The organism is Anaerozeibacter quisquiliarum (assembly GCF_051162045.1).
GTDB lineage: Bacteria > Bacillota > Clostridia > Christensenellales > Aristaeellaceae > Anaerozeibacter > Anaerozeibacter quisquiliarum.
The window spans coordinates 26,514-40,120 of sequence record NZ_JBISDI010000037.1; the positions used below are offsets into that span (position 1 = coordinate 26,514).

Sequence of the window (13,607 nt, forward strand, 5' to 3'; positions counted from 1 at the left end):
CTCATGAGCGCAATTTGGCGTGATATCAGTCGATATTTCTTTACCGAGCCGCATTCTAGGGGCCGTGCATCCGGGCGACGTGCGCTCACGGCCCACGGAACGATATTGTACAAATAATCCTTGCTTTTTGATAAATACACGGCAGGCCAAAGGTGTTATGATATCTGCATGGACGATGCCCGGCCGGATCGGCATTGGGCCCATCGGACCAAATTTGACCTTGGAGGGACGGTTATGAATCGAGCTTCGAGAACTTCACTGGTTGTCCTGTTGGCCTTCGTGCTGCTATGCTCGTTTGCGACGACCGGGTTGGCTTCCGCGGATACGTCGACTCTGGCCGGTTGGGGCGCCGCGGTCAAGGCCGCATCGGACGGCAAGACGATTACGGTCGCGATGGCTTCCCATCCGTCGACCGACGCCTTCAAGACGATGAGCGACGAGTTCACGCAACTGACCGGCATCAAGGTGGTCTGGGACGTGGTCGAGGAGACCAACCTGAAGAACAAGCAGCTGCTGGACGTGCAGGGCGCGGGCAGCTACGACGTCATGATGGTGGACGCCTTTTGGATGAGCGAGTACGCGTCGAAAAATGTGCTCGATCCGATCGACCCCTATGCGAGCGACGCAGCGAAGGCGCCCGCCTGGTTCGACTACGAGGACATCATGCCGGCGTACCGCAACGGCATCGCGGGGGCGGGCGGGGTGAACTACGGCATCCCGACCGCGGGCGAGACGCGTTTTATCGCCTACCGCACCGATCTGTTTGAAAAGTACGCAAAGCAGCCGCCCAAGACGATGGAGGAGTTCCTCGACTTGGCCCAATTCTTTAACGGCAAGGAGGACGGCATCTACGGCGTATCGATGCGCGCCCAGCGCGGCATCCACTTCGCCTCCGGCTGGATGAGCCTGATGTACAACTTCGGCGGCGGCTTCGTCGATCAGCCGTCCTTGGTGAACGGCCCGGTGCTGCTCACCTGCAACACGCCCGAGACGGTCGACTCGCTACAGTTCTATGTGGATCTGTTGAAGAACGCGCCGCCGGACGTGGGCACCTACACGCATGAAGAAGCGCTGGGCGCGTTCATGGCGGGCAAGACCGCGATGTGGCTGGACGCCACCGCGCTGGCCAACCAGATCACCGACCCCACCAAGTCGGTCGTCGCGGACAAGGTGGCCTTCGTACCCACGCCCACCGGCCCCGCGGGCGACGGCGCGGCGCTGGCCGGCTGGAACCTGGCCATCTCCTCGAAATCCAAGAACAAGGACGAGGCCTGGGCCTTCATCGCGTTCATGGCCAGCAAGGAAAAATCGGTCGAATACGTGAAGGCCGGCGGCGTGGCGACCCGCAGCTCGGTGTTTGAGAACGCGGAATTGGCGGCGCTCAACCCCTCCTACCCCGCCCAGAAAGCCGCGCTGATCAGCGCGAACGGGTTGGTGGAAAAGGGCCTGTCCTGGATTCCGCAGTACGATCAGATCAACCAGGTGCTGGACATCTGCGGCGGATACGGCAGTTCCGCGTTGGCGGGCGACATCGAGGTGCAGGCGGCCTGCGAGCGGATGCAGCAGGACTGCGCGGCCTTGGCCGGATAACAACGAAGGATCATGAAGCCGTCCCCCTGATCGCCTTACCGGGCGTTCAGGGGGACGACCAAGGCAAGGAACCTGGAAAGAAGGTGAGGAAGGATGGCGCACGGGCCTGGAGATGGGCGCGGAGGCGGAATCCGAGGCTATTTTGCCAGACGTCCGCACATCAAATTCATCGCGCCCGCGATGTCGGTCATGGTGCTGTTGTCGGTCATCCCAACGGTGTTTCTCGTGATCGTCAGCCTGACCAACTACCAACTGGGTTGGCGCTTTGACCGCGCGGAATTCGTGGGGCTTTCCAACTTCACGCGGCTGTTCACCGGCGCGGATCCGGACTTCTGGCATTCCGTGTCGATCAGCCTCGCGTTTATGGTGTTCGCAACCGGCATCCAGATGCTGCTGGGCTACCTGATCGCCTCGCTGCTGAACAACATGGAGTTTTTCTTGAAGCCGCTGGTCATCGGGATATTGATCGTGCCGCTGGCTATGACGCCCTCGATCGCCGCGCAGATGTGGAAGTTGATGTTCAACGCCGAGTACGGCATCCTCAACCATCTGCTGACCGTGATGTTCCGCGCAAAAGTGATATGGCTGTCGCAGGAGATGGCGTTCTGGTCGGTGCTGCTCGTCGACTGCTGGCAATACACGCCGTTCGTGGCGCTGATCCTGTATGCCGGGCTCAGATCTATGCCGAGCGAGCCGTTTGAGGCCGCCTCAATCGACGGCGCGAGTCGATGGCAGACGCTTCGTTACATCACGCTGCCGATGATGCGCAAGCTGATTCTGCTGGCCGTGCTGCTGCGCTCGATCGACGCGCTCAAGCTGTTTGACACCTCGTTCGTGCTGACGCAGGGCGGGCCGGGCAACGCCACCGAGTTCTTGAGCTTGCACGTGTTCCGGATGGCAAACGCGCAAAACGGCCTGATCGGCCGCGCCGCCGCGGTCGCGCTGGTGCTGCTGGCAATCGTGACCGTCGTCAGCCGCTTCCTGATCAAGGCTCAGCGAAAGGGGGCGGAGTGATTGGCCCATAAACAGGCGCGGAAGCGCTTAAAATCGACGGCGCGGGGCCTCGCGGTGCTCGTGATTTGCATCGCGTTCCTCTTTCCGTTTGTATGGATGCTGCTGATCAGCCTGCGCAACCGCGTGGATGTCATCCAGCCCGGGCGCATCTTTGCAAGGCTGACGCTGATTAACTACGAAAGCCTCGTCCGCGACGGCGCGATATGGCCCTATTTCATCAACAGCGCCATCGTGGCGGCCCTATCCACCGTCGTTTCGCTGATCCTGGGCTCGCTTGCCGCGTATGGCTTTGCCCGGTATCGCTGGAAGCAGCGCGAGGATCGCGCCTTCTGGGTGCTAAGCCTGCGGTTCCTGCCCGCGATGGCCGTGGTCATTCCCTACTTCCTGATGGCGTCCCTGGTCGGGCTGCTCGACACACGCGCGGTACTGATTATCTGCTACACCACGTTCAACATCCCCTTCACGATCTGGATGATGCGCGGCTTCATCGAGGACCTGCCGATGGAGCTCGAGGAGTCGGCGTATGTCGACGGCTGCACGCGGATGCAGGCGATCCTCCGGATCGTACTGCCGCTGGTGCTGCCCGGCATGGCCGCGACGGCCATCTTCTGCATGATAAACGCCTGGAACGAGTTCGTGCTCGCAAACTTCCTGACCAGCATCTACGCCAAGACGGTTCCCACCTCGGTGATGATGTACCTGTCGGTCTCCGGGGTTAAGTGGGGCGAAATGGCCGCGACCGGCGTGCTGTCCGTGCTTCCGGTGCTTGGCTTTGCGATTGCCGTGCAGAAATACATGATCCGCGGGCTTACATTCGGCGCGGTCAAGGGCTAAATAGACAGAAAGAAGGATTTGTAATGAACACCAAGCTGAAGATGGCGATCGTCGGGGCGGGCATATGGGGCGAAAACCACGCCATGATCTACCAGGCGCACCCGTTCGCGGAGGTGGTGGCCGTATGCGACCAGAATCTGGCCCGCGCCCAGGCGCTCGCCGCGAAACTTCAGATCGATGAGGCCTACGCGAGCTATGACGAGATGTTTGCGCGCTCAAATTGCGATGCCGTAGCCATCGTCACGCCCGATTTCGCGCACGCCGACATCGCCGTCGCCGCCGCAGAGCACAGGAAGAGCATGCTGATCGAAAAGCCGCTGGCCACCACGCGCGCGGACGTGTTCCGCATCCTCCATGCGGTTGAGCAAAACGGCGTGCGCGCGATGGTCGATCTGCACAATCGCTGGAGCCCGCCCTTCCATGCCGCGCACCAGAGCGTTGCATCAGGCGAACTCGGCGAAATTCAGAGCGTTTACATCCGGCTGAACGACGTCAAATGGGTGGCGACCGATATGCTGCCCTGGGCGGCGCGCTCGTCCATTCTCTGGTTTCTGGGCAGCCACAGCCTGGATACTCTGCGCTGGCTGTTTGACGACGAGGTGGCGCGCGTATACTCGGTCAGCCGCTCGGGGGTGCTCAAAGAACTGGGCGTCGACACCGTGGACCAATACTTGACGACGCTCGAATTCAAGCGCGGCGGCATCGCGCAGATGGAGAACGGCTGGATCACGCCCAATGCCAACCCTTGCCTGAACGACATCAAGTGCAACATCCTGGGCACGAAGGGCATGATTAGCCTGGACGTGAGCAACCACAACATGATCCAGAAGTACACCGATTCGAAGGTCACGGTGCCCGACGTGGTGGTCCAAAACAGGATCTTCGGCCACCCCAAGGGCTTTGCGTTCGAGAGCATCCGCAGCTTCGTCGATTGCATGCTGACCGGCGAACCCTTCCACGTCTCGCTTAGGGACGCGGCCAACGTAAGCCTCGCCATCCTGTCCATCATGGATTCGGCCAACGCCAGAATGCCCGTCGAAGTCAGCTATTGCGAGTGAGGTAACTCCAGAATTTGGGCTAAACGAGTTGCGACCCGTCATATCCTTTCCCGGAGGGATGCACGTGAGTCGAACCCAGCGGGCGCGCAGCGCCTTTCCGGCGCTCGAATGGATCGAGGAGGCCACGGGCCAGCAGCCGCGGTTGCTGCTCGCCGGCGGCCGGCGCGCCATGATCGAAAACCTCACCGGCATCATCGAGTTCACCGACCAGCGCATCCGGCTGATGACGCGAGCAGGCGCCTTGACGCTCACGGGCAGGGGGCTGCTGCTCACCCAGGTGCGCCCGGACGCGCTCACGGTGCGCGGCTGCATCACCAAGATCGAGCTGCCGGGCGGGGGCGAGGACCATGGCTGAGCGCGTCACGCTGCGCTTTCGCGGGCTGATGCTCGAGCGGTTCCTTTCGCGCGCGCTCGAGAGCGGCGTCGCCTTCGAGACCGTGCGCCGCCAGAGCGGCCGCGAAGCTACGCTGGTCACGGGCGCGGAGGGCTGCGATCGGCTGCTGAAGATCGCCGAGCGCTTCGCGCTCGACGTGGTCGTGCTCGAGCGCCGGGGCCTTGACGCGCTCTTGCGCCGGATGCTGCGCCGCGCCACGCTGCCGCTCGCGCTCGCGCTGTGCGCCGCGCTGGCCCTTTCGTTTCTCAGCCGGCTGTGGATCGTCGACATCCGGCTGATCGACGGCACTTTTGACGACGCGCCCATTCACCGCGCGCTCGAGGCCGTGGGGGTTACGCCCGGCACGCGCATGGACGCGATCGAGGCCAAGCGGTTGTCGCTTAACCTGATGGCCGAGGCTCCCGATTTCGCCTACATCGGCGCGCGCAAGCAGGGCGTACGGCTGCTGATCGAGGCCACGCGCGAGCTGCCCGCGCCCGACCTCTACAACCCGCGTGCCGCCCGCGACCTGGTGGCGGGGCGCGACGCGCTGCTCGTGTCGCTGGACGTGATGGCCGGCACCGCCGCCGCCGCGCCCGGCCAGGTGGTGCGCCGCGGCCAGGTGCTGGTGCGCGGCGAGGAGCGCGATAAGCGCGAAACCACGCGCGGCGTGTGCGCGCTGGGCGCGGCGCTGGGCCGCGCGTGGCTTACCGGCGTCGCCGAGCGCGCGCTTGTCGTCCCGACGCTTAAAGACACCGGCCGGCGCGAGCGCGCGAGCGAGCTGCGCATGCCGGGTTTTTCGCTGCCGCTTACCCGCGCGGACGGCTTTGCCGAGCAGCGCGTCGAGGTCGAACGCCTGCCGATCGGGGGGCTGGTGCTGCCGCTTCACATCGTGCGCACCAGCTTCATCGAGCAGGAGCGCCATGAGGTTTCGCTCGATCCCGAATCCGTCAAGGCCGAAATAACCAAAACTGCGCTCGCGGACGCGCTTTCACAGCTGCCGAGCGGCGTTTCGCCCGTTGACAAATGGGTAGATTATAGTATGATAGAGGGGGGAAGTGTCCGTGCGCGCGCCGTGGTCGAGATCAAGCTCAACATCGCCGTCGCGCGGGGAGCCCTAAGTCCATAAAAACGGAGGAACCTGCTTGGAAACAACCGCCTACAAGACGACGCTGCGCCTCGATTCGCCCGACGAGTTCATCAACCTGTTCGGCCTGCGCGATGAAAACGTGGAGGTGCTCAAGAGCGAGCTGAACGTCGATCTGTTTATGCACGGCGACGAGATCGCCATCACCGGTGACGCTGAAAAGGCCGAGTTGTGCAAGACGGTGCTCACGCGCCTCCAACAGATCGTGGCGCGCGGCGAGCGCGTCGACCGCTCGCGCATCCGCTACGCGATCGAGCTGGCCTCGGAGGGCAATGCCGACCGCATCGACGAGATCATGCAGGGCGTAATCGCGATTACCTACCGCGGACGCCAGGTCAAGTGCAAGACGCTCGGCCAGAAGCAGTACGTGGACGCGATGAAGAAGTATGGCTGCGTGTTCTCGGTCGGCCCGGCCGGCACCGGCAAGACCTATCTCGCGATCGCCATGGCCGTGGTGGCGCTCAAGAACAAGGACGTCGAGCGCCTGATCCTGACCCGGCCGGCCGTGGAGGCCGGCGAGAAGCTGGGCTTTTTGCCCGGCGATTTGCAGCAGAAGGTCGATCCCTATCTGCGCCCGCTGTACGACGCGCTGCACGAGCTGATGGGCGTCGAGGGTTATCAGCGCATGCTCGAGCGCGGCGCGATCGAGGTCGCGCCGCTGGCCTATATGCGCGGGCGCACGCTGAGCGACGCCTTCATCATATTGGACGAGGCGCAAAACACCACCAGCGAGCAGATGAAGATGTTCCTGACGCGCATGGGGCAAAACTCGCGCATGGTCATCACCGGCGACATCACCCAGGTCGATCTGCCGGGCGGCAAGACCAGCGGCCTGGTCGAGGCGCTCGAGGTGCTCAAGGGTGTCGATGGCATCGGGATTGCGCACCTGACCCATCGCGACGTGGTGCGCCACGAGTTGGTGCAGGCCATCGTGCGCGCCTATGAAAAGCACAATCAACCTCAGAGGAGGCGCTGATCCCCATTCTTCTCCTTGCAGGGGAATGGGAAGGAACATGTTATGAACTTCTTGAAAAAGCTCAACCCCGCGCTGACCGCGATCCTGATTGCGGCGGCATCCTTTGTGCTGCTGTTCATCATGCTGGCGGCCACGATCACCCCCAAGCGCTACGACATCCGCGCGGGCGAGGTGTCCTCGATCACGATCACCGCTTCGAAGGACGTGGAGGACGCGCTGTCCACGCGCCGGCTGGTCGAGGCCGCCGCGCGCGCCGTGCAGAACTCCTACGTCAGCGACGCGCAGGTACAGCCCGCCGTGCAGGCCGCGCTGCAGGACGGCTTTGCCCGGCTGCTCTCCTACCGCTCGCGCACCGAGGCCATGCCCGAGGGCGAGCCGACCTCTGAAGCGCAGCGGCTGGAAGCGCGCGGCGCGCTGGGCGTTAAGGACGCCGCGGCCGCGGCGATCGACGCGCTGGTACACATAGAGCCGTCCACGCTGTCCGCGCTCTATCAGCGCACCTTTGCGCTGGTGCGCGAGACGCTGAGCGCCCAGTTGGCCGAGGGGCAGGAGGAGGAATCGATCCAGAAGATCCGGCGCGACCTGATGATCGAGGACTTCGACGACGGGGCCGTCGCGATCGCCGAGGCGCTGGTACGCAGCACCATCGCGCCCAACATGCTGCTCGACGAGCACACCACCGAGCTCAACCGCCAAAAGGCAATCGCCGAGGTGGAGCCGGTCGTCTACAAGAAGGGGCAGAACATCGTGCGCGCGGGCGAGGTGGTGACCGAAAGTCAAATTCAAATGCTCGACGACCTGGGCATGCTCAAGGACAAGAAGGTCGATCTGACGCTGTACCTGGGGCTGGGTACGCTGCTTGCGCTGCTTTTCGCCACGGTGCTGTTCCATTTGTACGGCTTCACGCGCGAGCGGCGACGCCGCGACATGCGCGCGGCGTCGCTGCTCGCGCTGATCGCGGTGGCGACCGTCGCGCTGTGCATGCTGGTGCGCCCGATCAGTCCCTATCTGATGCCGGTATCGCTCGGGGCCATGCTGACGACGCTCTTGGTCAGCCCCTCGCTCGCGATCGTGGTCAACCTGGCGCTGTCGGTGCTGTCGGGGCTGCTCGCGCAGGCGGAGGGCTCGGCGTTCACGTCGGCCATGTCCACGCTGATGCTGACCTCGATCGTGTCGGGCTCGCTGTGCGTGCCGCTGATTAAGCGTCGGCCGCAGCGCCTGACCATCTTGCTCGCGGGCATGCTGGTCGCCTCCAGCAACATGCTGACCACGCTGGCGCTGGGTTTGATCGGCAGCGCCAGCCAGTCGGCCGCGCTCAACAACGCGCTGTGGGCGGGCGTGAGCGGGGTGCTGAGCGCGGCGCTGTGCCTGCTTTTGCAGCTGGCCTTCGAGTACCTGTTCAACCTGGTCACGCCGAGCAAGCTGATGGAGCTGTCCAGCCCCAACCAGCCGCTGCTCAGGCGCTTGCTGCTCGAAGCGCCCGGCACCTACCACCACTCGATCCTGGTGGCCAACTTGGCCGAGGCCGCGGCCAACGCGGTGGGGGCCGATGGGCTGCTGGCCCGCGTGGGCGCCTACTACCACGACGTGGGCAAGCTCAAGCGTCCGCTGTACTTCAAGGAAAACCAGCTGCTGGACAACCCGCACGACCGCACCGACCCGCGCGTATCCACCGCCATCCTGACCGCGCACCCGCGCGACGGCGTCGAGATGGGCGCGCGCGCGCGATTGCCCCAGGCGGTACTGGACATCATCGCCCAGCACCACGGCGACACGCCCGTGCTGTTCTTCTACGACAAGGCGGTCAAGCAGGGCGGCGAGGTGGACTTGGACGGCTTCCGCTACGACTGCCCCCGCCCCACCTCGCGCGAGGCCGGAATCGTAATGCTGGCCGACACGGTGGAGGCCGCGGCGCGCGCGGTGCCCGACCCCACGCCCGAGAAGATCGGCGCGCTGATCCGGCGGCTGGCGCGCTCCAAGATGGAGGACGGCCAGCTCGACGAATGCCCGCTGACCTTCGCCGACATCAGCAAGGTGGTAAGCGCGTTCGTGACCGTGCTGATCGGTGTCTACCACGAGCGCGTGGAATACCCGGACATCACCTTGCCCGATCGCAAGCAGGAATCCATGCCTCAGCCCGAGCATGCCGTGCAAGTGGCCGGGGAAGTCGCGCAGGTCCAACATGCTGATTGAATTGACGGTCGAGGTGTCGGGCGCGCCCGAGGATATCGGACAACTGCTGGACGATGTGGCGGCCGCCTGCTGCCGGGCCGAGGGGATCGAGCCCTGCGGAGCCGCCGGGCGGTTGGTGGACGACCGGACGATCCACGAAGTCAACCGCGCCTTTCGCGGCATCGACCGCCCGACCGACGTGCTGAGCTTCCCCTCGGTCGCCTATCCGCGCGGGCGCACCGCGCGCGATTGCCGGAAGCTGTTTCGGCGCGAGCGCAATCCGGAGACCGGCCGCGTACACCTCGGCGACTTCATGATCTCGCTCGAGCGCGCCCAGGCGCAGGCGCACAGCTTTGGCCACAGCCTGGCGCGCGAGCTCGCCTACCTGACCGCGCACTCGATGTTCCACCTGATGGGCTATGACCATGAGGACGAGGGCGAGCGCGCCGCGATGCGCGCGCTCGAGGAACGCGCCTTGAATGACCTGAATCTGACTCGAGAGAGAGGGGCCAACATGTGCGACCAGGAACTGTTTGAGCGGGCCGTGCGGGCGCTCGGCAACGCCTACGTGCCTTATTCCCACTACCCCGTGGGGGCCTCGCTGCTCACCGCGGACGGGCGCGTTTTCGACGGCTGCAATGTGGAAAACGCCTCCTACGGCGCGACGATCTGCGCCGAGCGCACGGCGGTCGCCAGCGCCGTTTGCCAGGGCGCAAAGAACTTCACCGCGATCGCGATCGCCGGCGCGCGCGATCAATCCTGGCCCTGCGGCATCTGCCGGCAGGTGCTGCGCGAGTTCGCGCCCGACATTCGCGTGATCTGCGGCAACGCCGAAACCGGTCGGTACGACGTGACGACGCTGCACGAATTGCTGCCCCACTCGTTCGGACCGGAAAACCTGGCGTAGGGGCGACCTCATGTCACCCCTGCGAGCAACGAAAAACCCCTGGAGGAGGCTGCCCCTTGAGCAATTTTCATTCCGGATTCGTGGCCATTCTCGGCCGTCCCAATGTCGGCAAGTCCAGCCTGATGAACGCGTTCGTCGGCGAGAAGGTGGCGATCGTGTCCGACCGCCCGCAGACCACGCGCAACAAGATCATGGGCGTGGCGAGCACAGACGGCTGGCAGATCGTGTTCGTCGACACGCCGGGGCTGCACAAGCCGCGCACCAAGCTCGGCGAGTATATGGTCAAGAGCGCGAACAGCGCGCGCGAGGGCGTGGACGCGGTGCTGGTGGTGGTGGACGCGCAGCATGTCGGCGAGGGCGACCGGGCCATCCTGCGCGATGTCGGGCAGATGCGCTGCCCCAAGTTCCTGGCCGTCAACAAGGTGGACCTGGTGGGGCCCGAGCAACTGCTGCCTACGCTCGCGTCGCTCAAGGACGCCGGGTTCGACCCGATCGTCCCGGTGTCGGCGATGCGCGGCGACAACCTCGAAACGCTGCTGGGGGCGCTGGCCGCCGCCATGCCTGAAGGCCCGCGCTACTTCCCCGACGACATGATTACCGACCAGCCCGAGCGCATCATCTGCGCGGAGATCATCCGCGAAAAGGCGCTGGACAACCTGCGCGAGGAGATCCCGCACGGCGTGGGCGTGGAGATGCTCTCGATTGAGAAGCTGTCTGATACGCTGACCGAGATCCACGCCGATCTGTACTGCGAGCGCGCGTCGCACAAGTCGATCATCATCGGCCGGCAGGGCGCGATGCTGGGCAGGATCGGCGCGCAGGCACGCGTCGATATTGAACGGCTGCTGGGCACGAAGGTCATGCTCAAGTTGTGGGTCAAGGTGCGCGAGAACTGGCGCAACCGCCAGAGCGACCTGCGCGCGCTTGGGTACGAAGACTAATGATTGTCACCAAGGCGCTGGTGCTCAATCGCAGCGACTGGCGCGACTACGACCGCATCGTTACGCTGCTCTCGCCGACGCTCGGGCGGGTGGACGCGGTCGCGCGCGGCTGCCGCAAGCCCAAGTCGCCGCTGATGAACGCCGCGGAGCGCTTCGCGGCGGGCGAGTTCATGCTCGTGGAGGCACACGGCCGGTACACGATCACCGGCTGCGAGATCACCGAGAGCTTCTATCCGCTGCGCGGCGATCTCGACAAGCTGACCGCGGGCGCGTACCTGCTGCACCTGCTGCTGCAGGCGGCGCTGCCCGGCCAGCCGAGCGAGCCGCTGTTCCTGCTGGCGCTCAAGGCGCTGACGTTTTTGAGCTACGGAGAATTGCCCGCGTTCGTGGTGGTGGCGGCGTTCGAGCTGCACTACCTGTTTCTGTGCGGCCAGGCCCCCCGCGTCGACAGTTGCGTCGTCTGCGGCCGCGCGTTTGATGGGGAGAAGGCGCGCTTCGACGTGCGGCTGGGCGGCGCGGCCTGTTTGAACTGCCCCTCGACCGGCAAGGCCCTGTCGCACGGCGCGCGGCGCATCTTGCTGCGCGTGCCGCGCACCCGCTTCGAGGCGATCGACAAGCTGCCCGGCCACCCCGATATAGCGGAAGCCGCCGCCCACGCGCGCCGCTTCATGCGGGAGCGCATGGACACGCCGCCCAGACAGTGGCCGCCGCTGCCGGGCGCAAATATGGTGTAACGATCGAGCCGCCGGGTGATTGATTCACCCGGCGGCTCGAGGGGTTATCGGACGAGCAGTTTGCGAGACAGGGCGTTGCGGGCTTTTTTCAGGATGCGCTCCGCCGTGAGGCCGAAGCGCTGCTGCAGGTAGTCCTGGGGGCCGACCTCGCCGAATTCGTCTTCCACGGCCACGTATTCGATGGGCGCGGGGTGTTTCGCGGCGAGGGTTTCGCTGACGGCGGCGTAGAGGCCGCCGACCTTGCTGTGGTTTTCGCAGGTAACCACCGCGGAGGTCTTCGAAACCGAGGCGATCAGGGCGTCTTCGTCGAGCGGCTTCACGGTGAACATGTCGAGCACCTGCGCGTGAATGCCCTCCCTCTCGAGCGCCTGCGCGGCCACGAGCGCCTCGCCCACCATCAGACCGCAGGCGACAATCGTGAGATCCGACCCTTCCGTCAGCGCGACCGCCCTGCCGATGGGCAGGTGCGCGCCGTCCGCGTACACGCGGAGGCTGTTCTTGCGGCCTACGCGTATGTACTTGACGCCGGGGCGGGCCAGGCATTGGGGCAGTACGCTTTCGAGCATCGCGGTGTCGGTGATGTCGATGACCGTCGAGCCGGGCAGCGCGCGATAGAGCGCCATATCCTCAAAGGGCATGTGGGTGCCGCCGTTGAACGCGGCGCAGACGCCGGGATCGGTGCCGATGACCGTGATGTCGTTGCCCGCGTAGCCGGCGGACAGGAACACCTGGTCGAAGCAGCGACGCGACGCGAACGGCCCGAACGAATGGGCGATGGGCGTAAAGCCCGCCGCCGCCAGCCCGGCCGCCACGCCGATCATGTTGGCCTCGGCGATGCCGCACTGGATCGCGCGGTCGGGGTGCTTGGCCGAATAGCCGGCGGTGCCGATGCAGCTCATGAGGTCGGCGTCCAGGTAGATGGCGTTCGGGTCACTGTCCAAGAGGCCTGTGATGGTTGCGCCCAGCACATCCTTGAACGCCCGCTTGTCCATTTCTCCGTTGAATGCGATCATGCGTCCTCGCCCCCTTCCAGCGCCGCGAGCTGCGCGCGCAGGCCGGCAAGCCAGCGGTCGCAGATCTCGGGCGAAACGTTCATCGAGTGGTTGGCCCCCGTCTCCTCCACCTCGCGGATGCCCGCCCCCTTGACGCCGTCGATCACAATCGCGTGGGGCGCAGGGCCTTCCGCGTCGCAGCGCGCGATCGCGGCGCGCAGCGCGGCGATGTCGGAACCGGGCACGGTCTGGGCGTGGAAGCCGAAGGCGGCGAACTTCCGCTCGATGTCAAACGGCTTCATGATGGCCTCGCAGGGGCCGTCCAACTGCTTCTTGTTGTCGTCGATGAACCAGATCATGCTGCCCAGGCCCTTCGACGCCGCGAACATCGCCGCCTCCCACACCTGGCCTTCGTTGAGCTCGCCGTCGCCGACGATCAGGTAGGTTCGGCTGGGGCGGCCCTTGAGCCTGTCGCCCAGCGCCATGCCCGCCGCCAGCGACGTGCCCTGGCCGAGCGAGCCGGTGGTCATGTCGACGCCGGGCAGCCTGCGGTCGCAGTGGCTGGGCAGGCGGGTGCCGGGCTGGTTGAGCGTCTTGATGTCGTCGTAGGGGAAGAAACCCTGGATGGCGAGCGCGGCGTACACCGCCGGGCCGGCGTGGCCCTTCGAGCACACCAGTTTATCGCGCTCGGGCCAACGGGGTTCGTCCGGGCGGTAACGCATCACGTCGCCGTAGAGCACGGCCAGCAGGTCGCACACGCTGAGCGAGCCGCCCACGTGGCCAAAGCCGCGCGCCTTGAACGCCTCCACCGTGCCGATGCGAATGCGCGTCGCCAGCGCCTTGAGTTGTCGGTCGGTTTTCATGGTTGC

General features: G+C 65.2%; 13 protein-coding genes. 11 read left to right on the forward strand and 2 right to left on the reverse strand.

The window, feature by feature from the left end; translation table 11 throughout:
• Positions 1-234 precede the first annotated feature (234 nt).
• The 11 genes from ACH6CV_RS14680 (at position 235) to recO (ending at position 11,746) form a co-directional block, all read left to right on the forward strand.
• The gene (locus ACH6CV_RS14680) at positions 235-1,590 is read left to right on the forward strand and encodes an ABC transporter substrate-binding protein (protein ID WP_456358960.1); all 1,356 of its coding nucleotides are present in this window, start codon (positions 235-237) and stop codon (positions 1,588-1,590) included.
• Between the two features lie 93 nt (positions 1,591-1,683).
• The gene (locus tag ACH6CV_RS14685) at positions 1,684-2,604 is read left to right on the forward strand and encodes a carbohydrate ABC transporter permease (RefSeq protein WP_456358961.1); all 921 of its coding nucleotides are present in this window, start codon (positions 1,684-1,686) and stop codon (positions 2,602-2,604) included.
• Positions 2,605-3,438: a carbohydrate ABC transporter permease gene (locus ACH6CV_RS14690; RefSeq protein WP_456358962.1), complete on the forward strand. Its 834-nt coding sequence runs from the start codon at positions 2,605-2,607 to the stop codon at positions 3,436-3,438.
• A 23-nt stretch (positions 3,439-3,461) separates the two neighbouring features.
• A complete protein-coding gene (locus tag ACH6CV_RS14695) occupies positions 3,462-4,496 on the forward strand; it encodes a Gfo/Idh/MocA family protein (RefSeq protein ID WP_456358963.1) in 1,035 nt (344 codons plus the stop codon).
• 64 nt (positions 4,497-4,560) lie between these two features.
• Positions 4,561-4,851 carry a YabP/YqfC family sporulation protein gene (locus ACH6CV_RS14700; protein ID WP_456358964.1) on the forward strand — a complete coding sequence of 97 codons (291 nt, stop codon included), beginning with the start codon at positions 4,561-4,563 and terminating at the stop codon, positions 4,849-4,851.
• A complete protein-coding gene (locus ACH6CV_RS14705) occupies positions 4,844-5,998 on the forward strand; it encodes a sporulation protein YqfD (protein WP_456358965.1) in 1,155 nt (384 codons plus the stop codon). The genes ACH6CV_RS14700 and ACH6CV_RS14705 overlap by 8 nt, the downstream gene beginning before the upstream one ends.
• A gap of 16 nt (positions 5,999-6,014) precedes the next feature.
• The gene (locus tag ACH6CV_RS14710; protein ID WP_456358966.1) at positions 6,015-6,992 is read left to right on the forward strand and encodes a PhoH family protein; all 978 of its coding nucleotides are present in this window, start codon (positions 6,015-6,017) and stop codon (positions 6,990-6,992) included.
• Between the two features lie 42 nt (positions 6,993-7,034).
• Positions 7,035-9,185, forward strand: a complete 2,151-nt coding sequence (locus ACH6CV_RS14715) for an HD family phosphohydrolase (protein ID WP_456358967.1) — start codon at positions 7,035-7,037, stop codon at positions 9,183-9,185.
• Complete coding sequence (gene cdd, locus ACH6CV_RS14720; RefSeq protein ID WP_456358968.1) at positions 9,175-10,071, forward strand: cytidine deaminase; 897 nt, start codon at positions 9,175-9,177, stop codon at positions 10,069-10,071. Before ACH6CV_RS14715 ends, cdd begins: the two co-directional genes overlap by 11 nt.
• 56 nt (positions 10,072-10,127) lie before the next feature.
• The gene (era, locus tag ACH6CV_RS14725; RefSeq protein ID WP_456358969.1) at positions 10,128-11,012 is read left to right on the forward strand and encodes a GTPase Era; all 885 of its coding nucleotides are present in this window, start codon (positions 10,128-10,130) and stop codon (positions 11,010-11,012) included.
• Positions 11,012-11,746 (forward strand): DNA repair protein RecO, encoded by a 735-nt coding sequence (recO, locus tag ACH6CV_RS14730; RefSeq protein WP_456358970.1) that lies wholly within the window; start codon positions 11,012-11,014, stop codon positions 11,744-11,746. The genes era and recO overlap by 1 nt, the downstream gene beginning before the upstream one ends.
• Before the next feature lie 44 nt (positions 11,747-11,790).
• Here the strand turns inward: recO and ACH6CV_RS14735 are convergent, their stop codons facing one another.
• The gene (locus tag ACH6CV_RS14735) at positions 11,791-12,759 is read right to left on the reverse strand and encodes a transketolase family protein (protein WP_456358971.1); all 969 of its coding nucleotides are present in this window, start codon (positions 12,757-12,759) and stop codon (positions 11,791-11,793) included.
• Entirely contained in the window at positions 12,756-13,601 is an 846-nt protein-coding gene (locus ACH6CV_RS14740) for a transketolase (RefSeq protein WP_456358973.1), read from the reverse strand. The genes ACH6CV_RS14735 and ACH6CV_RS14740 overlap by 4 nt, the downstream gene beginning before the upstream one ends.
• Positions 13,602-13,607 lie beyond the last annotated feature (6 nt).